At 41.8% G+C, this 22452-nt stretch carries 22 protein-coding genes; 11 read left to right on the forward strand and 11 right to left on the reverse strand.

Features of this window, described 5'->3' with window-relative positions:
• Positions 1-33: 33 nt before the first annotated feature.
• Both ACEQZT_RS11415 and ACEQZT_RS11420 read left to right on the forward strand, forming a co-directional pair.
• A complete protein-coding gene (locus ACEQZT_RS11415; protein ID WP_370089570.1) occupies positions 34-1047 on the forward strand; it encodes a sensor histidine kinase in 1014 nt (337 codons plus the stop codon).
• Positions 1044-1742 carry a LytR/AlgR family response regulator transcription factor gene (locus ACEQZT_RS11420; protein WP_370089571.1) on the forward strand — a complete coding sequence of 233 codons (699 nt, stop codon included), beginning with the start codon at positions 1044-1046 and terminating at the stop codon, positions 1740-1742. The genes ACEQZT_RS11415 and ACEQZT_RS11420 overlap by 4 nt, the downstream gene beginning before the upstream one ends.
• A 21-nt stretch (positions 1743-1763) precedes the next feature.
• Here the strand turns inward: ACEQZT_RS11420 and ACEQZT_RS11425 are convergent, their stop codons facing one another.
• Entirely contained in the window at positions 1764-2378 is a 615-nt protein-coding gene (locus ACEQZT_RS11425) for a Pr6Pr family membrane protein (protein WP_370089572.1), read from the reverse strand.
• Between the two features lie 173 nt (positions 2379-2551).
• Between ACEQZT_RS11425 and ACEQZT_RS11430 the strand changes: the two genes are divergently transcribed.
• The 3 genes from ACEQZT_RS11430 (at position 2552) to ACEQZT_RS11440 (ending at position 5132) form a co-directional block, all read left to right on the forward strand.
• A complete protein-coding gene (locus ACEQZT_RS11430; protein WP_370089573.1) occupies positions 2552-3181 on the forward strand; it encodes an RNA polymerase sigma factor in 630 nt (209 codons plus the stop codon).
• Positions 3171-3947 (forward strand): anti-sigma factor, encoded by a 777-nt coding sequence (locus tag ACEQZT_RS11435; RefSeq protein WP_370089574.1) that lies wholly within the window; start codon positions 3171-3173, stop codon positions 3945-3947. Before ACEQZT_RS11430 ends, ACEQZT_RS11435 begins: the two co-directional genes overlap by 11 nt.
• A gap of 69 nt (positions 3948-4016) precedes the next feature.
• Positions 4017-5132, forward strand: a complete 1116-nt coding sequence (locus tag ACEQZT_RS11440; RefSeq protein ID WP_370089575.1) for a hypothetical protein — start codon at positions 4017-4019, stop codon at positions 5130-5132.
• A gap of 145 nt (positions 5133-5277) precedes the next feature.
• On the opposite strand, the gene ACEQZT_RS11445 is transcribed toward ACEQZT_RS11440, so the two are convergent.
• From ACEQZT_RS11445 to ACEQZT_RS11465, 5 genes are all read right to left on the reverse strand, one after another.
• Positions 5278-5718, reverse strand: coding sequence for a hypothetical protein (locus ACEQZT_RS11445; RefSeq protein ID WP_370089576.1), 441 nt, complete (start codon positions 5716-5718; stop codon positions 5278-5280).
• Between the two features lies 1 nt (position 5719).
• Positions 5720-6709 (reverse strand): SMP-30/gluconolactonase/LRE family protein, encoded by a 990-nt coding sequence (locus ACEQZT_RS11450; protein ID WP_370089577.1) that lies wholly within the window; start codon positions 6707-6709, stop codon positions 5720-5722.
• 100 nt (positions 6710-6809) lie between these two features.
• Positions 6810-7334 (reverse strand): YdeI/OmpD-associated family protein, encoded by a 525-nt coding sequence (locus tag ACEQZT_RS11455; protein WP_370089578.1) that lies wholly within the window; start codon positions 7332-7334, stop codon positions 6810-6812.
• A 2-nt stretch (positions 7335-7336) separates the two neighbouring features.
• The gene (locus ACEQZT_RS11460) at positions 7337-10501 is read right to left on the reverse strand and encodes a two-component regulator propeller domain-containing protein (protein ID WP_370089579.1); all 3165 of its coding nucleotides are present in this window, start codon (positions 10499-10501) and stop codon (positions 7337-7339) included.
• Between the two features lie 86 nt (positions 10502-10587).
• Positions 10588-11220 (reverse strand): hemolysin III family protein, encoded by a 633-nt coding sequence (locus ACEQZT_RS11465; RefSeq protein ID WP_370089580.1) that lies wholly within the window; start codon positions 11218-11220, stop codon positions 10588-10590.
• Between the two features lie 113 nt (positions 11221-11333).
• Here ACEQZT_RS11465 and ACEQZT_RS11470 point away from each other — a divergent pair, with 113 nt between their 5' ends.
• Together ACEQZT_RS11470 and ACEQZT_RS11475 are read left to right on the forward strand one after the other, a co-directional pair.
• Positions 11334-11504, forward strand: a complete 171-nt coding sequence (locus ACEQZT_RS11470) for a hypothetical protein (protein ID WP_370089581.1) — start codon at positions 11334-11336, stop codon at positions 11502-11504.
• A gap of 383 nt (positions 11505-11887) precedes the next feature.
• Entirely contained in the window at positions 11888-12325 is a 438-nt protein-coding gene (locus ACEQZT_RS11475) for a DoxX family protein (protein ID WP_370089582.1), read from the forward strand.
• On the opposite strand, the gene ACEQZT_RS11480 is transcribed toward ACEQZT_RS11475, so the two are convergent.
• On the reverse strand, positions 12322-13482 hold the full coding sequence (locus ACEQZT_RS11480) for an S-adenosylmethionine:tRNA ribosyltransferase-isomerase (RefSeq protein ID WP_370089583.1): 1161 nt from the start codon (positions 13480-13482) through the stop codon (positions 12322-12324). The genes ACEQZT_RS11475 and ACEQZT_RS11480 overlap by 4 nt on opposite strands.
• Between ACEQZT_RS11480 and menC the strand changes: the two genes are divergently transcribed.
• Positions 13481-14539, forward strand: a complete 1059-nt coding sequence (gene menC / locus ACEQZT_RS11485) for an o-succinylbenzoate synthase (protein ID WP_370089584.1) — start codon at positions 13481-13483, stop codon at positions 14537-14539. The genes ACEQZT_RS11480 and menC overlap by 2 nt on opposite strands.
• Positions 14540-14541: 2 nt before the next feature.
• On the opposite strand, the gene ACEQZT_RS11490 is transcribed toward menC, so the two are convergent.
• Together ACEQZT_RS11490 and ACEQZT_RS11495 are read right to left on the reverse strand one after the other, a co-directional pair.
• Entirely contained in the window at positions 14542-15720 is a 1179-nt protein-coding gene (locus ACEQZT_RS11490) for a cation:proton antiporter (RefSeq protein ID WP_370089585.1), read from the reverse strand.
• 98 nt (positions 15721-15818) lie between these two features.
• The gene (locus tag ACEQZT_RS11495; protein WP_370089586.1) at positions 15819-16115 is read right to left on the reverse strand and encodes a hypothetical protein; all 297 of its coding nucleotides are present in this window, start codon (positions 16113-16115) and stop codon (positions 15819-15821) included.
• Positions 16116-16259: 144 nt separating this feature from the next.
• Between ACEQZT_RS11495 and ACEQZT_RS11500 the strand changes: the two genes are divergently transcribed.
• Entirely contained in the window at positions 16260-17648 is a 1389-nt protein-coding gene (locus ACEQZT_RS11500; RefSeq protein ID WP_370089587.1) for an ATP-binding protein, read from the forward strand.
• Positions 17649-17805: 157 nt separating this feature from the next.
• Entirely contained in the window at positions 17806-18279 is a 474-nt protein-coding gene (locus ACEQZT_RS11505; protein ID WP_370089588.1) for a response regulator, read from the forward strand.
• Here the strand turns inward: ACEQZT_RS11505 and ACEQZT_RS11510 are convergent.
• Both ACEQZT_RS11510 and ACEQZT_RS11515 read right to left on the reverse strand, forming a co-directional pair.
• On the reverse strand, positions 18276-19439 hold the full coding sequence (locus tag ACEQZT_RS11510; protein WP_370089589.1) for a histidine kinase dimerization/phosphoacceptor domain -containing protein: 1164 nt from the start codon (positions 19437-19439) through the stop codon (positions 18276-18278). The two genes, ACEQZT_RS11505 and ACEQZT_RS11510, sit on opposite strands and share 4 nt — an antisense overlap.
• Positions 19436-20596 (reverse strand): hypothetical protein, encoded by a 1161-nt coding sequence (locus ACEQZT_RS11515; protein ID WP_370089590.1) that lies wholly within the window; start codon positions 20594-20596, stop codon positions 19436-19438. Before ACEQZT_RS11515 ends, ACEQZT_RS11510 begins: the two co-directional genes overlap by 4 nt.
• 131 nt (positions 20597-20727) lie before the next feature.
• Here ACEQZT_RS11515 and ACEQZT_RS11520 point away from each other — a divergent pair.
• Positions 20728-22452, forward strand: a 1725-nt coding sequence (locus ACEQZT_RS11520) for a PIG-L family deacetylase (RefSeq protein WP_370089591.1), incomplete at its 3' end; no start/stop codon positions are given.

A 22452-nucleotide genomic window follows, 5' to 3' on the forward strand; every position in this document is an offset into this window, starting at 1 on the left:
GCTGTAAACTGGTGAGCCATTAACTTTAGTGATATGAAAAGACGGACCCTCATTTGGCACATCATTTTTTGGGTGGTTTATATGTCCATTTTCACATTTGTGGAGGGTGGGTACAACAATCGATTTAGGGACGCCATGCTTATTGAGGCCGCCTATTTCCCCATTCGCCTGTTGGTCGTATATACCAACTATTTCATCCTTATGCCTCGACTGCTGCTAAACGGGGCAACCATAAGGTATATTCTGATGACACTTACTACGATAATCATAGGAGCTTTGCTTCAACGTTGGTTTGCCTTCTATCATATCAATGAGTTGATCTTTCCGGGGTGGGAGCAGGGTGAGTTCTGGCAGCTCTATCGGATTGTTCAGACGGGGATGATCATCACTTCTCCTATGATTTTCTTAATTGGTATCACGGTGGTGTATCGACTGGTGGAGTCTCAGCGAAAGCTGGCTGAAATTGCCGAAGAGCGAACCAAGGCTGAGCTTCAGTATCTAAAAAATCAGATCAACCCACACTTCTTTTTTAATACGCTAAACAACCTCTATGGACTGGCACTGGCCAAGTCTGACAAAACTTCGGAGGTGGTGATGAAGCTGTCAGAACTGATGAGTTATATGCTTTATGATACCCGACAAAGTACTGTGCCGCTTACAAAGGAGCTCAACTATATTCAAAATTACATTGAGCTGGAGGAGATTAGGTTTGAAGGACGATTTAGCTGTAATGTGGGAATGGAGGGTGATGTGGAAAGTGTGAACTTGCCCCCTATGCTATTGTTGCCATTTGTAGAAAATGCATTTAAGCACGGAGTAAACACAGCTTCGAGAGATGCTTGGATAAATGTTATTGTGAAAGCTGATCGGGATAGATTGAGTTTCGTTGTAGAAAACAGTGTAGGGGAGAAGAAAGCAGAAACGAAAGGAGGGCTGGGAATTGAAAATGTAAAGCGGAGGCTAGAGCTACTTTATCCCCAAAAGCATACGCTGGAATACGGAAAGACTGAAGAAGGGTATAAAATCACGCTAGAGCTAAACTTATGAAAAAGGAAAAGATAAAATGTCTCGTTGTTGATGACGAGCCAATAGCTCGTGATATTTTAGTAGGCTACATAGTCCAGTTAGACAATTTGGAGCTTGCAGGAACCTGCATCAATGCGATTGAAGCAAATAATTTCTTGCAGACGGAATCTGTGGACCTTATTCTCCTGGATATTGAAATGCCACAGGTTAGTGGCCTGAACTTTCTGGCCAACCTGGAAAATCCACCCAAGGTAATCATAACAACGGCCTATAGAGAGTTTGCACTGGAAGGCTTTGAGCTGAATGCGCTGGACTACCTACTCAAGCCCATTTCAATGGAGCGGTTTATGCGCGCCATCCAGAAGATAACTCAAACAGAATCAAAAGAACTCCCAGAAGCATCATACATCTACTTGAAAGCAGATAAGAAGATGGTGCAGATTTTCTTTCACGAGATCGAGTACATTGAGGGGCTGAGCAATTACGTGAAAATTCACTTAACCGATAGAATGATCATTAGTTATCAGAAGCTGAGTCATTTGGAGAAGGTGCTGCCGGAGCACGATTTCATCCGTATTCATCGATCATTCATTGTAGCCAGAGTTAAGGTGAAATCATACACTACATCTTTTCTTGAGGTAGGAGGGGCTGAGATCCCAATTGGCGGAAACTATAAGGAGGAGGTGCTAGGAAAGCTGAAGGAGTTTGAAGGGTGAGTTATAAACTGTTCACACACGTTAGCTTTTGATCAATCGCTTCCCAACTATGGACAAAACGGTAAGGGTTATTAGCATCAACATGAAGATAGCGGCTATGTTTATGGCTGCACTTTGATATCCAATTTCGGGGATGTTTAAAAATGGATATGGGTAATAACCAGACAAAGAACCCCTTACTAGTATATATAAAATATAGGTCAGCGGGTAGATCATCCATTTGAGCAATGGCTGTATTGCTAAATCTTCTTTTTTCATATTGGAGTGCCAATATCCAAGCATAAATAGAGGGATGACAGTATGTAACAGCTCATCAACAACGTATTGAAGGCCGGTTGGAGCCCAAACTTGTCGCAAAGCAATCTGATACACCAAGCCCACAATAAATATGAATGCTGTTAAGGCAGTGATTGTGGTTTTTGCTGAAAATAACTTAAAGGGGAAGCCTTTCAGTCTGAATGCAGAAGTGGTAAAAAACAGCGCCACCAAAATATTGGTAAGGATAGTGAAGAAGCTGAAAAATCGTACTGTGGTTTCCAATATGTCTGCCTGTCTATTTTGAATCATTAAAACGAACTGAGCTATGATAGCAAACCATCCCATGACAAGTCCTAGTATTTCAAATTTCGTTTTCATTTTTTAACTGCATAATGGTGTTATTCCAAATCTATCGAATCATGATTGGTTCTGAAAATAATCTCAGGCCCCTGAAACTATTTCTTTTTGGCCATCATCCTAAAGTCAAACAGTTTTTGAAAGCCATGTGTGAAGAAGAATCTAACCGCCTAAAAGAAGTAAATTAGATGCCCGTGGATACCCTATTAGACATAGCCATGGTGCATGCCGACACTACCATAGAGAATGCTCAGCGTGGCGATGAGAAAGCGCTGAATAGATTGGTCAGTCTCTGGTACAAGCGCATTTACAACTACGTGCACAAGTATCACGCAGATCATGATATCGCTTCTGACCTGGCTCAGAAGACTTTTATTCAGATGTTTAAACACATCTCCAAACTGAAAGAGGCGGATCGCTTCAAACCATGGCTCTATCGGATAGCAACCAACCTGTGCTTTGAAGAAAGCAGACAGATGAAACGAAATAAGCTAGTATCTATTCACGAAGGTGGAGATGAAGATGATGTGAAAGTAAAAATGCAGGTGCTGGAGGCGAAAGGCAATTTTTTCAACCCTGAAAGGAACTTTCAGCAGGGAGAATTGGCAGAGGCTTTAGTAGCAGCATTGAATGAATTGAGTGAAGATCAGCGAAGCGTGGTGATCATGAAAGAATATGAAGGGATGAAATTTACAGAAATAGCGGAGGCCATGGATGCCTCAGAAAACACGGTGAAAACGTGGATGTATCGGGGGCTAAAAAACCTGAGAGTGATATTGGAAGGAAAGCAGATTACAAAAGAAACAGTGCATTATGAGCTATAAACCAGACGAAGCAATATTGGCTGATTATTTGGCCGGAGAGCTAACCAAGGAAGAGCAAGCTAAGGTGGAATCATACCTTACAGAGCATCCGGAAATGAAAAAGGAGCTGGAAGAAATACAAGCTCTGCAGCAAATGATGGGTAAAGTCGAAGATAAAGAAGTGGTTGCGCCCAGCTTTGTGTTTGAGGAGCCACCGGCTGTTGTCATTACAAAGCAGCGAAGCACAGATAGGCTCATCAAGTCCACATTGGCTGTTGCGGCTAGCATTACGCTACTTTTGGTGGCGGGGTACTTCACCCAATTTTCCATCACCAATGGTGATAATGGACTGCAGGTGAGCTTTAGTGCTCCCCCAACTTCAAGTAACCCAGCTTATACTGAGGCGGATATAAAGTCATGGATGCAGCAAGCGATGACTCAGAACAATAGTGATCTCGTGGCTCAGATCAACGCTGTTAAGAATGAACTGGGTGAAACCGATTTGAATAAACTAGCAAGTCAGCCAGCGACCAGCGGTACTATAGATCGAGAGCTGTTGAATCAGTACATCAATGAACTGAGACTTGCTAATCGCGATATCATTCAGGGATTACTTCAAGATACTGAGCGATCTCAGCAGGAGTATCTCACACGGGTGATGACCGATTTTGCAGATTTCATGGAGTTGCAGCGTCAAAAAGATCTGGACGCCATCCAGCTTCAATTTACCAGCCTGGCCAATGGTAATGAAGGAGCAGAGCTGGATAGCTACCTTAATAGCGAATGATACATGTTGAAACCTGCCTTTTGAAATTAATTTGAAACGAAAAATGCTGTGTAGTGCAGCGCTAAAAAAATGAGAACAATAAGAAGAACTATTTTTTCCCTGGGACTAGCAATTTTAATTGTAGGGAGCACACTTGGACAAGGTATAGATCAGGAGCGTATGGATCGTGATCTGAAAATTGCTGAGAATATTTTAGGCACACTTTCAAACGATAGAAATCTCTTTTCCGGACGAAACATCGAGAGCAATTATGTGCCGGATTATGGTGTCATATTTAGTATGCCTCAAAGTTCCATTGTCTTTGCCAGTGGAAAAGCGGAAAGTGTGTCTGTGGTTTCATCTGGTAGTGGCTATAGCTATGTAGTGGCGGATAGCCCCAGCTCTGATGACAGGGAGCGTGAAGTTGCAAAAAAAGCCAGCGCCGAAGAGCAGAGTAAAGGCTATGAAGAAAAAGTGAAAGAGCAAATGACCCTGTTTTTGGTAGACTATGCGGATCTGATTGGTCAGTTGAAGCCGACCGACCGTATCATGGTCAACCTAAAAAAATCCAGGAACTATGTATGGGTGAGTGGAGAGAAGGTTGAAGATAAAAACATGGGCATGACCGCTGAGATTTTAAAGGGTGATTTGATTGCCTATAAATCCGGAAAAGCCAGTCGTGAGCAGACCATCAGCAAGATCAAGTTTACTGAGGTAAATGACAAAATGGAAAAAGATCTGGAGTTATTCTCCAGTATTTTCAGCAGACTTTACGAGCCGGACATGTCCAATACATACTATGCTTCGTCACGCAATATCAACTATGAACGGATGGATAATCTGGGAGCGATATTCAGCATGCGGGTGTACTCATCATCCAGTGACAACAATGGTCTTCACACGATTCGAACTACGGGAGAGGGAGGACTGACTCAGGAGGAGCGAAATGAAAAGGTAAACGCCATGTATCCTGATTTTGAAACTTCTTTAAGGCAAAACGTGGTGGACTATGGACGCACTATCAAAAGCTTGAAACCATCTGAGCTTCTAATCATTCGGGTAAGATTGACCGAATGCAAGGGATGTGAAATGCCTAAGTCCATCGAACTTTCTGTGAAAGCGAGCGTACTTTCGGATTTTGATAGCGGTAAAATCAGCCGTGACAAAGCGATGGAAGCTATCTCGATCAAGAAAGAGAGCAATTAAAAAACTTAAAACCCCGCCACGGCGGGGTTGTTTTTTGTCATCACAGCTCTGTTGAGTTTTTAATCTTGACGTTTCCTCTTCCAGTTAGACTCACTCATTTTCACCCAGCTATCTTCTTCATTTTGTCGGTGATAAGTCTCCGCTTTCATTTCATTATCGGAGATGATATAGTGAATATCTCTTGTCCAAAATGATGAACCATCTGGATTGGTTGTTTTGAAAACAATATCGAGGTGCTGCCCTTGATGAATTGCAACAGTGCCGGAGCAATGTGCTCCCCACGAGGTTCGCGTACCAAAATAGCATGTTGCGCGGATGGGATGGTGTAGTTCCAAACTTCAATGAGTTGAAGCGTGTCACCATTATTCCGAACGCCATAGATGTCTCCGGTTACTGATTTTTCGGATGACCAGTTTTGAAACTTCATATAGAATGAAGAAAAGCTTTCAGGCTGGTTGTCGTTTTGCTTTTTTTCGGAAACCCAGATGCCTCCAATCGGAAAGTTGAGCAGTTCAGTCAATGACTTTTCCTGAGCATAAATAATATGGGTGGTGAAAAATGCGAGGGTAAACCATAATACTTTCATTTTAATCAATTCTTACTTTCAGAATTACCGGCTCATAGAGTCTCTCCATTGGCCATATGGTTCCGTCTTCATTAAAGCTACCAAATTGTGCATTGGCGATATAGTAAAGCTCATTACCAACTAAAACGCCGGTTGTTGGATTCATCATCATAGGGTGGTTTTGCTCAAGAATCTGAACCTCATCTAATCCATCCCCCGCTTCATTCAAGGGCATTTTTGTCACCATTGATTTGCCGGGATGCACCCCAACAAGCGTCCATTTATAATAGTATAATCCATCAATACTTGCACGCCTAGAAATGTCCTGACCTTCGGGAATTTTTAGTTGAGTGATTTCTTTGGTCTCTAAATTGATTTTGGCAATGCCATTGCTATGCGCCACAAACAATGTTCGCTGATTATCAGCCAGGGCTAGTCCATTGGGATAGGGGACGGCTGGGGAGGTCAGGAAAACCTCAATTTCATCATTGCTGCCAATTTGGTAAATAGAATGATCACTAAACATATGTGTGATGTAAACAGTACCATTTCGGGCAATGACCAGATCATTCATAAAATGAACTTCTCCTGCGTTTTCAAAGGTGTACTTCTTGATCAGGTTCCCTGTGTTGAGGTCAAACTTAAAAATACCCGCTGGCCGACCGTCTGTATCATCTTCTTTATCATAGCCTTCCAGGTTATCCCCTCCGGAGCTGCATACCCACAGGTATCTTCGCTGCACATCTACTTTCATCCCAATCGTCATCCAGAGTCCATGCTTTTTTGAAGGTATGAAATCAGTGACATTACCGTCTCTATCTATCTTCACTACTTTGCCTTTGCGGGTGCTGCTTACATAAAAAACATCCTCCTGAGGGTCATAAGCTATGCTTTCAGGGAGCAAGTCTTTCTCCGGGATAGTGAATGCAACGGAGCTGTTGTTAATTCTGACAGTTTCCTGGGCTTGACCAAGAAATGACATAAGAAGAAATAGAATGGATAGGTTTCGCATAGAATTTTTTATTTAATCTACGGAAATCAAGGTGCCGGTATTAAAATCTTATTCGGTTTGGTAGCTTAGTTATGTTGATAGGTACATTGTTTATGCAAAATCACTTTCGATTGTTGTATTCCTTGATCAACTCGTTGAGCCGCTTGAAGTCCAATACCCCCTTAGCTTCTTTCAGGTGATGCATGATCGCCAGGCCTTTTGCTAGTTGGCTATCTACATTTTTTACCTTCTTCACTATGTATATAAGGCTTCTTTGTTTGCCCTTGGTCAATCCTTCAAAATGGGTTCGTCCCTCATCATCCTGATCCAGTAAAACCTGAAATGACTCGGGGACATCATGACCAAATTCTGAATGATCTTTTTCAATTGTCACTGTGATTTCATCCCCTTCATCAATCCCAATCTTCTTTCGCTCCTGATTATTGACCAAAATGTAATAGCCACCCTCCATGTGCATGAGGGCACATTGATAAGGGGTATTTCCATTGATTGAGCAAGTAATTCTGCGGTTATCTCCATCCACAAATTGATCGCCGAGCTCTTTAGTGATAGGAATGTAATAGCGAAAAAGCTTGGAATGAAAATCTGCGAGATGGGTGGTGATTGTTATTTTTTTAGATTTCATATTCACTTCTCTACAATCAACGGTAACATAACTGATGCTGTTGTGCCGTCACCCCATTTGGATGAATAGTTGAGTGAGCCGCCGTGTTCATTGATAATAGAATAAGTAATGGAGAGTCCTAATCCTGTACCTTTTCCGGGTTCTTTGGTGCTAAAAAAAGGTTCTGTTATCTTCTTTAGATGCTCCGGTTTGATGCCATGACCTGAATCGATAAAATCGATAAAGACAGAACTTTGTGTCACTTTTGTTCTAATGGTAATGCTGCCATCCTTGTCAATCGCTTGAATAGAATTCGTGATGATATTTAAAAATGCCTGGTGAAGTTTGCCATTGTTGCCATTCACGAATGCTTCTTTCTTGTCGAACTCTTTGATTAACTCAATGCCATTTTTGAGCCTATATCTGATCATAGTGAGGCAGTTTTCGATCAGATGATGAATGTTGCAAGGCTCCAGTTTCTTATCAGAGGAGTGGCTAAATTCATTGAGGCTAAGCACGATAGTAGAAGCACGCGAGATTCCCTCCTTTATAGCCTTTATGAGCACCTCATACTCTTCTTTCTTTATTTTTTTGCTACGCTTCAGCGTTTGCTCCAAACCTTCTACTCCGCCCTGAATAAAATTTAATGGGTTATTGATTTCATGTGCTACACCGGCAGCTAATATTCCAAGGGAAGCCATTTTATCTGATTGGATCATTTGTTCTTGTGCATTCTTTAGTTGCTCAATAGCTACTTTCAGTTCCTGTTTTTGTTTTTCCAGTGCATTGGTCCGATGGGAAACCGTCGCTTCAAGTCTTGCATTATTGGCGGTCAAGGCTCTCAACCTCAACCAGTATACCAGAATGGCGATGCAAATGATAAGAATGGCTGCAACTATTTTGGCCCACACTGTCTGCCACCAGGTGGCTTCAATGACGATTCTTTGACTTAAAATAGGACTGAAATAGTTGTCATCCAGTCCGGTTTGGAGCTGAAAATCGTAGGTGCCGGGTGCCAGATTTGTGTATAAGCCATCCCTATTATCAAGTGCATAAACCCAGTCATCATCGAAGGGTGTAAGGCGGTATCTAAACTGAAGAAAATCTGTCTGCGCATAGCTGATCCCCGTAAAATCAATCAAAACTCTATCTGTCCCGGGAGGTATGGTTACCCTGTCTGAAAGAGGTACCTTGACATTATCAGCATAAATATTTTCAATGATGGTTTTGGGATTGAAATTGGGGGTTCTGATTTCATTTGGGTTCAATCTCACAATTCCCCCAATTGTGGGAATCCAAAAATGTCCCTTGGAGTCTGTATATGATAAAACTGCCCCGATGCAATGACTATCTTTCATGCCATAGCTTTTATCATACTGCCTCACTTTTATTTCCTTTTCAGGATTTTCAATAGCCGCTTCCAGGTCAGCAATCCTCACGCTCAAAATTGAATTTTCTGAGGGCATCCATAGATTACCATTCTCGTCTTCGATTACATCATACACAATATTTGACGGCATTCCATTTTGAGTATTGAAATTGACCACTCTGGTGTCGCTATACCCAGTGAGTCCATCGTTTGAGGCAATCCAGATGTAATTCGGAGTAGTGTGAGTGGCAAACATGAAATTGGAGGGAAGACCATCTTCAATAGTTACAGATTTCACTACCTTCTTGTCTTTGACAATATTCAGTCCACTGATTGTGCCGATCACCATGTTGTCAGCTGAGTCCTGCTCTATGGAAAGAATATAATTGGAGCTAAGTCCGTCATCAATTGTAATCATCTCCCACTCATCCAGCGATTTAAAGATGACCAATCCGGCATTTTTTGTTCCTACCCATACATCCCCATTCTTATCCTGATAAGCCACCCGAATGGAGTTGTCTGGAAATCCATTCTCCACATTATAAAATCTGCTATTCTCATCATTAAGCACTACCAGTCCGCCATAGGTACTTACCCACAATCTGCCTTTATCGTCTTTATACAAGTTTTTCAGACGCTCCGATGGAATAGGTATTGGAGGCTTGAATTCAGTGATTACTCCATTTTTCAGTTGATTTAGCACCCCATTTTCATTTCCCAATAAGTAGGTGTCTTCGGCTATTTCTACAGCACTACTGATTATGTTGGTGGCAAGCCCGTCATTTTTTGTGTAGCTGGTAATGGAGCCATCCATTAGCATAAAAATCCCTTTTCTGTACGTACCCACCCATAAGTTTCCATCCTGATCAAAGGTCATGTTTCGAACGATGTTGTTCGGCATGCCGTTATCCTCTGTTAGTGAGTCAAGTAGTGATTTTGATGGTTGCCACCTAAATAATCCTCTCAGTGTGCCCAGCCAGAGCTCATTATTATTACCTGAAATAAGTGTCGTGATGGAAGTGTTTTCCAAGATTGGGCTTTTGGTGATTTGGGCGTCATTCTTTATATAAAGCCCCCTGCCCGTACCAAGGTAGAGTAAACCATTCTGCACATGCATGGCATTTATGCCATTCACCTCATCGCTCAATTTGGTTCGTTTTATCCCCTCATCTTCAGCATATGATACCAACCAGGAATTGTCAGTTCCAAAATAGATCGTCCCGTTTTCACCTTCCTCGATGCTTAAAGCAGTGCCCTCGGTGAGCTGAAATTGATGGGTGAATTCCTTCATTGCCCCATTCTCATAGCAAAAGATTTGATTTGATTTAGTGCTAAACCAAACCTTACCTCCTTTGGTAATCAGCATTTCTTCGATGCTCATTGTCCGAGTACTCTCAAGTCCGGGTGGGGCGTAAAACTCTCCATTTTTGTATGCGATAATGCCATGGAGTGTTCCAAGCCATATTTGATTTTCCAACCCTTTTTTCACACAAAGTACATTTGGTGAGGGAAGAATGCTATTTTGGCTGGTGAAGATGGTAAAGTCCTGCCCATCAAATCGATGTAGGCCTGTATAGGTTCCTATCCAGATGTATCCGTCATCAGACTGGATCATTTCGTTGGAAGATTCGGAAGACAGGCCATCTTCTGTGTCCCATCCCCTCAGTACATATTGGCTTAGTCTTTTTGCCGGATCCAGACCAACTTGTGATAAGAGCGTGGTTGAAAATAAGAGTAATGACAAAAGCATGGTTAGCCTGATCTTCGCAAAGCACAGGAAGTTGGCAAGTACAGGCATACTTATCAGATGACTAATCATGCGGCAGTAAGTAGTTCATTAATTTAGGGAATCCAGCCCGCATTTAAAGATTATTGCCAAAATGTTTTTACTGAATTTCGACCAAACTAAGGAAAAAGAATGTGCGAATAGATCATAATAAAGTGGCTGGCACTACCGCCTAATACACATATATGAAATACTGCGTGGTTCATAGGTAGCGAGCGTATACTATATAAAATGGCTCCCAGCGTGTAGAAAATACCTCCCGAAAGTAGCCAAAGTAGTCCATCGGTACTCATGGTAGATAGCAGAGGTTTAATCGCGAAAATGGCAATCCATCCCATGGCTATATACATGATAGTAGACAGCCGATCAAACCGACCGGTGAAGAAGAGCTTGAGCGTGACTCCACAGATAGCCACGATCCAAATAACAATCAGCAGGGTGGTTCCCACGGTTTCTGATAGGGTGATCATGCAGACGGGCGTGTATGTGCCTGCTATTAAAATGTAGATAGCTGCATGATCGAAAATGCGCAACCTGGCTCTGGTGTGAGGTGCTTTCGCTGCATGATAAAGGGTGGAGGCCGTGTAGAGGATTATTAAGCTTACTCCGAAAACCAAAGATGAAATGATCTCTACCGGATCATCTGATCGCACAAGCATGGCGACTAATCCGACAATGCTTAGCACCACACCCAATGCGTGGGTGAGGACGTTTAGTCGTTCTTCTGCGGGGGTGTAGTGTACTTCGGGCATTTGTGAAAAGTACTTCAAATATCACACATCAATTCCTTACGGGTATTATCAAATAACTGCTTTTTATATCAATCTAAATCAAGAGAAGAAGCGTGTCTTGCTAAGTTTGTGATATGAAAAAAATTATTTTCTATATTCTCTTTTTAGTGATCCCAGGCATCCTGGTCTTTTTTCTCGTTTATCGTCTTGTAGTCACAGATGGATTGACAAAAGACGACTACCTGTTGATGGTCATATTATTTTCACTTCTACTTGTTCGAAGAATAATTCAATGGAGAATTTAGAAAGGGAATCCAATTACTTAATGGGTAGCAATAAAAAAAAGCGCCAGGCGGGGCGCTTTTTTAAATGTTTAAACGATTTGCGTTTTGTGCGGTGATCAGAGCGATCTCAATTAATCAATAGTGACAGAATAAGAACCAGAAGTAAAAATTTTCCTGCTAATTCCAGGTGAATCCGCTCTATTGATAGACTTTTAATAAGTTGACTCATAGTAGTTGTGAATAGATGATATCACAAAGCAAGGGCCTTTTTGTGGGGTTATCAATACCCTAAACATGGTATTTTCTCTCTCTTTCGATGAACGTATTGAACCACTCTACCAGCACTGAATTATTGGATATAAATATCATATTCAGTAACTTATGGTAAACCAATACCAAAAATTATGGGTCTCGTTCAGAAAATTGAATCGATCAATCCACCCATTTTGGTAGATTTTCTACGTATTGTTTTGGGTGGGTTCATCACTTACAAGGGAATTGTCTTTGCAAGCAATTTTGACAGTTTCACTGCAAATATCCAGTCGGTAGGCTGGATTTTCGTAGCGGCCCATTTGGCGCATGCTATTATTTTCATCCACATGGCGGGCGGTATCATATTGATGTGCGGGGCACTCACACGCTGGATGTGCCTGATCAATATTCCTATTTTGGCAGGAGCGGTAATTTTTAATTACAAGCAAATGCTCACGGCAGACAACTACATGGAACTACCGATGGCGGCTAGCATTCTTGCCCTGTTGATTGTGGTGGCAATTACAGGCAGTGGTAAGTTTTCGCTCGATTACATCCGAGATCAGCGGATAAAAATGAAATCGACCTAGCGAAGTAAGAGCGAGCTGTCACCATAGCTAAGAAAGCGGTAGTTGGAGTCTAGTGCTGCCTGGTACACCTTTTTCCAGTCATCACCGATGAATGACGCCACCAGCAGAATGAGTGTGGACCCGGGTAAATGATAGTTGGTAACCAGTCCATCGCATATCTTGAAATCATAGCCGGGGTAGATAAATATTTCCGTTTGTCCACCGATTTTTTCTACTCCGGTTTTCTCCATTTCCTGGAGAACAGCATTCAATGCTTCCTTTCGATCTATTGCCTCGAGGGAGTAAGGATCGGATTTGTCAATAAAAAAAGCAGACTCTCCACGGGTGAGCTTTACACCGTACCAATACAAGCTTTCCAAGGTACGCATAGAGGTAGTTCCAACGGCTATCACCTTTTCAGCGGCAAGCAAGTTTTCCAGATTCTTGCGAGTGATCCATACTTGCTCATTGTGCATGGGATGCTCGCTGATCTTTTCACTTTTGATTGGCTGAAACGTCCCGGCAGAAACGTGCAACGTCAGGAAGTCTGTCTTTATGCCTTTGGAAGTAATTGCTTCTATAATTTCATTGGTAAAGTGCAGACCAGCTGTAGGTGCGGCTACTGCACCTTTCATTCTTGAGTAAACGGTTTGGTATCTATCTTCGTCCGCACCTTCCACCTCTCTGTTGATATAGGGTGGAAGCGGAATCTTGCCTATCTCGGTCAGCAGGTCTGAGAAGGTAAGGTCACTGCCCCACTTGAAAGTCACTTCATCTTGCCCGGTGCGAATCGCCTCCATCGAAATTGAGGGTATACTTAATGAGGTGTCGGGTTTCCACTTCTTCGCATTCCCGATCATGCACTTCCATGTACATGTCTTTGTAGCGTTCATCACTTCTTCATGCACCTTGGATGGGAGCACAGGCTCTAGTAAAAATATCTCAATGCGAGCACCACTCTCTTTATGCATGATAATGCGAGCAGGAATCACCTTGGTGTCATTAAAAACCAGCAGCGAATTTTCAGGGATTAGGTTTTCAATGTGCTTAAATTCGTGATGTGAAATATCACCTTTCTGATAGAAAAGAAGCTTTGAGTCAGCTCTATTCTTGGGTGGGTGTTTTGCAATCCTGTCGTCAGGCAGCTCGTATAAAAAGTCTTCTAATTTTAGATCCATGTTGAGCCTCGAAGTTAAACCGTATGTCCTTGAATTTAAATTTTCTGCTCGCACGAGTAGAGGGGAAATGAAAGATCGGAAAGTGTGGTTTTTGAAAGTGCAGGACGAACATGGAGTGACTGGAGTGGGAGAGGTTGCGCCAATTCACCGATTGAGTCCAGAGCACGTTGAGGATATTCCGGAATTTCTTAATCAGCTGGCTAAAGAAATAAAGCAGGTCACAGTGCTACGTACGGAAGAGGAGGTTTTGGAGCAGGTGTCTGGATTGGTGCCACCAAATATGCCTAGCGTAAGATTTGGGTTGGAGGTGGCGTTGCTTGATCTTATAAATGGAGGTAACAAGCATGTTTTTTCAAATAAGCTTTCGGGGATCGAGGTGCCAATAAATGGTCTTGTGTGGATGGGGGATCAAGCTTTTATGCAGGAGCAGATCAAAGAGAAACTTGATGCGGGATTCCGATGCATCAAATTGAAGGTTGGGGCATTGGATTTTGATACGGAAATAGGAATTATCAAATCACTGCGAAAAACGTCGGACGACCTGATTATCCGACTGGATGCCAATGGAGCTTTTCATACCAACGATGTTTTGATGAAGCTGAAGAGGCTGAGTGAATTTAACATTCATTCCATAGAGCAGCCCATCATGCCAATGCAGCCAGAGGCGATGGAGTTAATTTGCAGTCGTAGCGAGATTCCAATTGCCTTGGATGAAGAACTGATTGGGATCAATTCATCCCGAGATCGGGTGGATCTTTTGCAAGACCTCAAGCCCCACTACCTTGTTTTAAAACCAACCTTGCATGGAGGGTTTGCTTCCGTGAAAGAGTGGATTGATCTGGCCGAAATGCATGGTATTGAATGGTGGATTACCTCCTATCTGGAATCCAATATTGGTTTGAATGCCATTGCACAGTTTGCATCCAGATTTCCACAAAATGATGAGTATCATGGCTTGGGAACAGGTGGTCTGTATCACAATAATGTGGTTTCTCCCATTGTGATTGATCGGGGACATTTCACCTATGCCAAGTCCAGCGTATGGGGTGAAGTTTAGCGCTACTTTTTGCGTTCTGAATAACCAATGGCTTGCTGTGTCAGCAGCACCCAAAAAGGGCTGATAAAAATAGTGATGGCTATGACGATTACCGTAATCTGATAGCCGTAGGTGGTTATGATATCTTGTTGTAATCCGATTGTGGCCAGTACAAAGCTAAACTCCCCGATCTGGGCCAGGAATGATCCACCCAGAAGACTTTCTTTCCAATTGTTGCCCAGCAATCTCAACGATACGGCATTGATCCCATGATTTGATAAATAAACAATGAGCACCAACAGGCTGACTGCCAGCCAGTGCTCCATTAAAAATTCGAGATCTATCAGCATGCCTACCGATATAAAAAAGACAGAAATCAGCACCACTCTGAAAGAATGCAAACTATCGTGAAGCCATTTGTTGGAATCTGAAGCATTGATCAAAATGCCCGAAACCAGTGCTCCCAAACTGGCAGATAGCTCGAAAAGAGAGGTGATCAAGGCGATTCCAAAGCAGGCGATGAGTCCTGCAAAAATTTGTAGTTCATGATCCTCACTCAATACTTTTTCAAATGGGAATTTTATCTTTTGCTTCTTGATTAGATAGATCATGGTAAGCACAATCAATACACCACCAATTATTTGGAGTGTCACTTGTTTCACATCCAGAGCTTCACCGCCTAAGATGGTGATGACAATCATCATTGGCACGATCAAAATGTCCTGTGTGAGGAGGATGCTGATCACATTTCGACTGGTTTTGCTTTCCGGGTTTGACTGATCCTCGATTAGCTTTATCACCACCGCAGAGCTACTTATCGAGATGATAAAGCCTAGCAGAATCATGCGGTTGAGAGACCAGCCAAAAAAGCTACCAAGCAGATACATCAGCAGAATACTAAAGACTACCTGCATACCTGTACCGAAGAATGCCACCTTCCATCTTTTTAGAAAGTCGGGAAGGGAGATCTCCATACCGATAAAAAACATAAGGATTATCAATCCTATGTCACCGAGATTTTGAGCCACGTCTATGTCTGTCACAAAAGAAAGACCGTGTGGGCCGAGAATTACTCCTGAAAGGATATAAGCAATAATATAGGGCTGATTGAATCGACGAAGCATGAGCCCGAGGACTACAATTACCAGGCTGACAATGAGCAGCAGGTTTATTTCGGACGCAAGTGCGTTAATGAATATCACGAAGTAAAAATAGCGGATTGGGAGAGCATCCGCATGAATTCACACTAACCTTTTTGAATGCTAATTTTTGAAAAAAAATATTGATAGTTGATTTCCTTCTACTGGAGGAGATCATGCTCCCCAAGATCCTCTTCACTATCGTAGAGAGCCTTACATTTTTCAGATAGCTCATCGTATTGAGCTTTATTTTCATCGATAAAATCCTGGTAGTCCGCTTTGGCCATCCATTTGTCAATCAGAATATAAGATTTACCATCTGCACTCTTCATTAGCTCACTTCCGAGATAGTCTTCAGATGTCTCGAAAAACTTGAACCAACTGCCATTGCGACCATATTCTTCTTCAAATTTTGCTTGGTTTGATGACACATTGTATTTCCAAACGAGGCAGTACATTGACATAATTATATCTTTTGAGGTTAGCTAAAGATATAGAAATATGTAGATATGAAAGCGAATGGTCGAAATTTTACGACTGCCCCTTGACTATTATCGAACAGATTCCTTAATTACTCAATACAATTCTGAAACCATAGCTATATGCAGCAGCAAATTGAATTGATGGAGATTGGTAGCATAGCGATTTTTGCCGCCTACAATATTGTTCTTTACAGTCAGGTAAAGAGAAATCACTACCTATACCTGGGGCTGATGTCATTTTTCATATTTCTCAGAGCCACACTGGTGGACGATGGGTCAATGATTTTTTATTCATTTTTCTCAGAGGTTTCGCTTACGATGGGTAGAAAAATAGAGTTCTTTAGTAGCTATGCCGGAGCACCACTTTCAATTCTCTTTGCTTACAGTTTATATCCATATCAAGCTCTCAGAAAATATGTAAAAGCATTTCTAATTCTGTCTGGCATATTCCTGGTTATTGTTTTAGTAACTCCATACAGCTTTTTTTATCACACGCTGGATTATTACAATATTGTGATACTGATTTCATATGTGCTGATGTTCACAATTCTAATTAGGGCGATTCGTCAACATAAGGTTGGTTCGATGTACGTATTTACCGGCACAGCTCTGTGTTTTCTTTTTGTCATGGCAGAGTTGTTGAAGATATCGGGAGTCGTGTTTATCAACGCAGGCCCTAACCTGGTAAATACTGGATTTGTAATATTCTTATTTTTTCAATCCATCGCACTTTCAGAAATATTCGCATCCTCATTCAAAGAAAACAAAGAGCTCAATAAGAATTTGGAAAAAAGAGTGGAGGAGAAAACAAGAGAAATTTCACGCTCCAGTTTGCTTCGGGATACTTTAATCCGCATAGTTAGTCATGATATTCGTGGGCCACTTAGCAATCTTAAAAGTGTGATTTCGCTTGTGCGGGAAGAGCAAGTGGGGATTGATCAAGCTAAAGAGTTTATGAGCACAATCGACAAAGGCGTAGATCATACCATTCAGATGCTGGATGAATTGATGGAGTGGGGACATGCTGCATCACAGGACAAACGAATAGATCAGGAAGAGTTGGTACTCAAGGATATAATGATTCCGACGATGGAGCATATGCAAAGGCATATCGATGGAAAGGAATTGTCTTTTGAATTATCAGGAGACATTGATGCCAAGTGCTTATTTGATAAGAATGCATTGAAAGTGGTAATGCGGAATCTGTTTTCTAATGCAGTCAAGTTCACTGAAAAAGGAGGATTTATCAACGTTAATGTTGAGGTGGGAAACGAAATTGTAATTGACATCAAAGACACTGGTATTGGAATTCCTGATGACATGAAGGCCAATTTGTTTGAAATGAAAAAAGACAATAAGCGTGTGGGGACTGATAATGAGAAAAGCTCAGGTGTTGGCCTTTTCATTTGCAAAGATCTTATTACCCAAAATGGAGGGACGCTAAGTGTGAAAGATAATCCGGATGGTAAGGGAACTGTTTTTACGTTTACCTTAAAAAAATCAAACTGATTTTTTGGAGTTTGAGATTAGAGCTTTCAAGAAAATTATTTATTTTAAGATAAATAAAACTGCCAAGTTTGAGACAGTCAATAAGTATTTTGCTTAGCTAAAAATAGATATCTGTTCCTCAGTAAATCTTGTATTTTTGTAGACAATCTAATTGCACATGGAAACACTCACAGCAGAAGAAAGAGCAGAAAGGAGAGCCGCACGAAGAGCTGCCAGACAAGCATCTAAAGTTGATAAGGAGTATACAATCCTTTATGTAGATGATGAAATGCCCAATCTGAGAGGCTTTAAATCTACATTTAGAAGGCTTTACAATGTTCACACTGCTTTGGGTCCACAAGAGGCACTTGAGGTTATCAAGAAAGAAAAGATTGACCTGATTGTTACCGACCACCGCATGCCGCACATGTCCGGGGTTGAGCTGCTAAAGGATGTTTTTACATCTAATCCTGAGATCAAAAGAATGATCCTGAGTGGGTTTATTAAGCGAGCAGATCTTTATGAAACCATCGGTGATTTTGGGATACATGATTTTGTGACCAAGCCATGGGATTTCGAAGACTTAAATGGCATTTTTCAACGCATACTTACCACAGATGCTGATGTCAAAGACTTTAGCAAGTTAGGCTAATCTGCTGCTTCTGATCTGAATGAAATCACTATTTTGGTAGGCTTAATTGTCAATTTCGCCTCAAGTTGTTCAGCCAATAGCTTTATGAGCGATTTGTGACTCTGAGGGAAATCACCTAACTCTCTGGAAGAAACCTCTAACTTGAAATCATCTTTCTTCACTTTCAGCGAAATCTGAATTTTAGTAATATCTGATGTGCCAATTCTATTAAGAATCTTTTGAAGGATTATACCCAGAAGCAAGGCCTTTTCATGAAAAAGCAGTCCGTCCTGAAGGTCTGATTTTACATTTTCAAAGCGTGCAGATTGACTAAACGTGACAATAAGCTTTTCTAGATAAGGTCTTATTTCAACCTGCTTGTAATCTTCTGTGTGATAAAGCGGATCATGCGCCCTGGCGATGGTATGGATACTCTCAATAATTTCAGAAAGTTCACTTTTTGCTTTTGGGGTTCCATACGTTTCTAGCTCGATGAGAGAATTTATGAGGAGGAGGTTGTTTTTAACCCGATGATGAACAAGTCTCAAGAGTTCTGATTTAGCGGTTAAATTTTCAGCAATTTCCCCTCTCAACCTTTCTTGGGTAGCTAGTTCTGCTTTAACCCTATTCAGGCTATCCTTGGAAATCTTTGAGAAGCTATACGTGATGAAAATGTGGACTATGGTAACGGAAAGCACCACCGCTAGGTCAACGATGCGAGCCTCTGGCACTTGCTGAGACGGAAAAAGTCCATACATTTCCCCAAAAACTAAAAGAGCCAGGCAGAGAGTGACAGCAATAGTTGTAATAAGTATACCACGAACGTTCATCACTATACTTGAAAAAATCACAATGACAGGGAAAATAATGATGCCTGTCTCGTGAATGCCATTGCCTAAAACGCAACTAATGGTAGTGGTTACTATTAGCGTGGAAACAATGATGACGATCGACATATTGGTAAACCCTCTGACGAGAAAAAGAAGCGATATTCCACAAACCAGTGGTACTACCAGGGTTGTGAGTGCTATTTCGGTAAGTCCTAAAATGAAATTGACAATAGCGAGGACAATAGCAACAATGGGAATGATGAGTAGAAAAAGCTGAATTAGCTTCCCAACCTCTTTTCTGGAGGTATCATCAATGGGATCTTCAAGCATTATCCAGCTGGAGAAATTCATGAGTGGCGATTAGAAGTGAATGATAATAGAATGGAGCTAGCATCTTGCCGTAGTGTTCCTTTAAGCTGCTTGGTTAGTAGCTCAATGACTAAACTTGGTTTGTCAATCTTATTGAGTTCAGAGCCACTTAGCAGGAAGTCAACTCTTCTTTCTTTGATGGAAAGTTTGATGCTCAGGGACTCTTTGCTAAAACTATCCGCCATATGCACGAGCTCAATGATACAAATACCAAAGTTTATCGCTTCATCCAAGATGGTGAAGCATGATTCGGTATTCAAATCTATGTGAAGCATTTTAGTGCTCATGTCTTTTTCGTACCGGTTAAATATTGATTGAACCAATAACTTAAGATCCAGAATAATGGGTGCGCCCGCATTCAGAAGTATTGCGTGGGCGCATTCAATCACCAGAATTTTCCGCTTCACACTTTCATATGTTGGTGCTAGCTCATCCGATTCATCATACTTGAAATCAATCAGATGCTGAATATATGTGAGGCTATTCAACACAGCCTGGTGAGTTTCCTCAATGATTTCTTGTTTAGATTCAATATCTTCAGCTAACCTTTTAGATCCGCTTCTACTTAGTTCCACTTCATGACTCACCCTCTTCATTGAGCTTTTCATATTGCTCGTGAGGCTGAAGGCAACCAGCCCACCCATTAGGATGAGTAAGCTTGAGATTATGAAATCACCTATAGTGCCCGGGGATGCAATTATTGGATCATAAAGACCACTAATTTCACCCCAAACAAGCCATGCTAGTCCAACAACACTAAGTAACGAAGTGAAAATGAGTCGTTTGAAATCAAGAATAATGCTTGAGAAACCTATGATAATGGGGAATCCAATAAGTCCAATATCGTGAACCCCATTGCCAAGAGTACAAATCGCTGTTAACAAAATGCTGAAAAGTATCGAGAAAGCTATGACTGAATTGTTCAGGTGGCCTTTTAGAAATTGATGCCGGCAAAGAAATGAAATACCAACACCAGCAATGGTAAGTAGTGCAATATCATAATCAGCTTCCAAAATTTGTCTTATCAAGACAACAAGTAGGAGAACCGGAAGAAAAATAAAAGCCACATTCAGTACCCTGGCGATACTCTCCACTTCGGTATCAGCATATGCTTTGGGTGAATTTAATGGCGATTTCAAGATTAGGCGTTTGGTTATTAAAGCTAGAGAAATTTTTTGAGGAGATCATTTCTGCCGAATTTCTACCGTTCATCCAATTCTGATAACTTTCCGGCTTTTCTCTCGTAACTAACCCGAACGAAAACCGATCTATGAGAACCCATGCCTTATGGAGCTGCTTTCTTGCAGTTCTTTCATTTCAATTATCTGCACAAGAATTCACAGCCTATAAGCCTGGTGAAATCAGGCAAAAACTCGAAAAACTTAATGTGTTAGGGACTGTACTATATGTTGCGGCCCATCCGGATGATGAAAACACAAGACTGATTGCCTACTATGCAAATGAAGAGCTGATGAGGACCGGCTACTTATCAGCCACCCGTGGAGATGGAGGCCAAAATCTTATTGGTCCGGAGATCCGTGAGGAGTTGGGTTTGATAAGAACTCAGGAGTTGTTAGCTGCGAGGAGGACTGATGGCGGGCAACAATTTTTCTCGCGAGCCAATGATTTTGGATATTCAAAGGATCCGGAAGAAACTTTTAACATCTGGGATAAAGACCAGGTCCTGGCTGATTTCGTCTGGACGTTTCGGAAGTTTAAACCGGATGTAATTATTACACGTTTCAACTCAGATGGAAGAACACATGGACATCATACCGCAAGTGCTATTCTGGCGAGAGAGGCTTTTGAGCTAAGTGGGGACAAGACTGCTTTCCCCGAACAATTAAACTATGTAGACCCGTGGCAACCTCAAAAGATATTCTGGAATACTGGCTGGTGGTGGTTTAGAGATTCTGGCGGTGATACCACCAATCTTAAAAAATTGAACGTCGGTCAGTACAATCCATTGCTGGGAGAATCCTATCCAGAAATAGCGGCGAAAAGTAGGAGCATGCACAAGAGTCAGGGCTTTGGTTCATCAGGTTCCAGAGGCGACCAAATAGAGTATTTGGAGCAATGGGGCGGTGAAGAAACAGATGAAGTTTTTGGAGGAATAGATACTTCCTGGGGAAGGGTGAAAGGATCTGAAGAGGTAGCATTCTTTATAAACAAAGCAATTGAGGCCTATGATCAACGAAATCCTTCGACCATCATAGCCCCGCTCATGGGCGCCAGAGATGCCCTTACAAAAGTTGATGATAAGTTTTGGAGGGAGATAAAGCGCAAAGAGATTGAAGAACTGATCATTGCAGCTTCGGGGCTGTATCTTTCTTTGAAGGCAAATGAACCCAATTATGCAATTGGTGACTCCATAACGATCTCACTGGAGGCTGTAAATCGAAGTGATGCAAGCCTCACACTGGATGAAGTACTTTTTGATAACTGGCCAAACCCAATCTCATTCAAAACAGCATTATTAAACAATAAGCCATTTGTTTCCAAACTCAATTTTCAATTGCCATCAGGAACACCTTTCTCACATCCATACTGGCTGAATGAGGAGGGATCGTTGGGGATGTACACAGTCAATGATCGGGAGCAGATTGGAAAGCCGGAAAACGATCCGGCCATCATGGGGCAGGTCGTGCTTTCCTTAGGGGATGAAAAAATTCGGGTCGATGTGCCGGTGGTATTTAAACGTACAGATCCTGTAGATGGAGAGATCACAGAGCCACTCACTATTGGGCCTCCTGTAATGGTCAATGTATCTGCAGGCGTTCTTGTGTTTGGGGATAATGAGCCAAAATCGGTGGATGTCAGAGTGATTGCCGGCAAGAAAAATTGCAAGGGAAAAGTGTCGATTGATGCACCTTCAGGTTGGACCATCAGCCCTAAAGAAAGTGAGTTCAACCTGATTCAAAAAGGAGAAGAGCAGTTGTTTACATTCACTATCACACCTCCTTCTGAGGCCTCAGAAGGAGGTGTGATAGTGAAT

The organism is Ekhidna sp., assembly GCF_964218185.1.
In the GTDB taxonomy this organism is placed as follows: Bacteria; Bacteroidota; Bacteroidia; order Cytophagales; family Cyclobacteriaceae; genus Ekhidna.

Coding starts and splice junctions, on each gene's coding strand:
- ACEQZT_RS11415 (WP_370089570.1), top strand. CDS start 34: ATGAAAAGACGGACCCTCATTTGGCACATCATTTTTTGGGTGGTTTAT.
- ACEQZT_RS11420 (WP_370089571.1), top strand. CDS start 1,044: ATGAAAAAGGAAAAGATAAAATGTCTCGTTGTTGATGACGAGCCAATA.
- ACEQZT_RS11425 (WP_370089572.1), bottom strand. CDS start 2,378: ATGAAAACGAAATTTGAAATACTAGGACTTGTCATGGGATGGTTTGCT.
- ACEQZT_RS11435 (WP_370089574.1), top strand. CDS start 3,171: ATGAGCTATAAACCAGACGAAGCAATATTGGCTGATTATTTGGCCGGA.
- ACEQZT_RS11440 (WP_370089575.1), top strand. CDS start 4,017: ATGAGAACAATAAGAAGAACTATTTTTTCCCTGGGACTAGCAATTTTA.
- ACEQZT_RS11445 (WP_370089576.1), bottom strand. CDS start 5,718: ATGAAAGTATTATGGTTTACCCTCGCATTTTTCACCACCCATATTATT.
- ACEQZT_RS11450 (WP_370089577.1), bottom strand. CDS start 6,709: ATGCGAAACCTATCCATTCTATTTCTTCTTATGTCATTTCTTGGTCAA.
- ACEQZT_RS11455 (WP_370089578.1), bottom strand. CDS start 7,334: ATGAAATCTAAAAAAATAACAATCACCACCCATCTCGCAGATTTTCAT.
- ACEQZT_RS11460 (WP_370089579.1), bottom strand. CDS start 10,501: ATGATTAGTCATCTGATAAGTATGCCTGTACTTGCCAACTTCCTGTGC.
- ACEQZT_RS11465 (WP_370089580.1), bottom strand. CDS start 11,220: ATGCCCGAAGTACACTACACCCCCGCAGAAGAACGACTAAACGTCCTC.
- ACEQZT_RS11470 (WP_370089581.1), top strand. CDS start 11,334: ATGAAAAAAATTATTTTCTATATTCTCTTTTTAGTGATCCCAGGCATC.
- ACEQZT_RS11475 (WP_370089582.1), top strand. CDS start 11,888: ATGGGTCTCGTTCAGAAAATTGAATCGATCAATCCACCCATTTTGGTA.
- menC (WP_370089584.1), top strand. CDS start 13,481: ATGTTGAGCCTCGAAGTTAAACCGTATGTCCTTGAATTTAAATTTTCT.
- ACEQZT_RS11480 (WP_370089583.1), bottom strand. CDS start 13,482: ATGGATCTAAAATTAGAAGACTTTTTATACGAGCTGCCTGACGACAGG.
- ACEQZT_RS11495 (WP_370089586.1), bottom strand. CDS start 16,115: ATGTACTGCCTCGTTTGGAAATACAATGTGTCATCAAACCAAGCAAAA.
- ACEQZT_RS11500 (WP_370089587.1), top strand. CDS start 16,260: ATGCAGCAGCAAATTGAATTGATGGAGATTGGTAGCATAGCGATTTTT.
- ACEQZT_RS11505 (WP_370089588.1), top strand. CDS start 17,806: ATGGAAACACTCACAGCAGAAGAAAGAGCAGAAAGGAGAGCCGCACGA.
- ACEQZT_RS11510 (WP_370089589.1), bottom strand. CDS start 19,439: ATGAATTTCTCCAGCTGGATAATGCTTGAAGATCCCATTGATGATACC.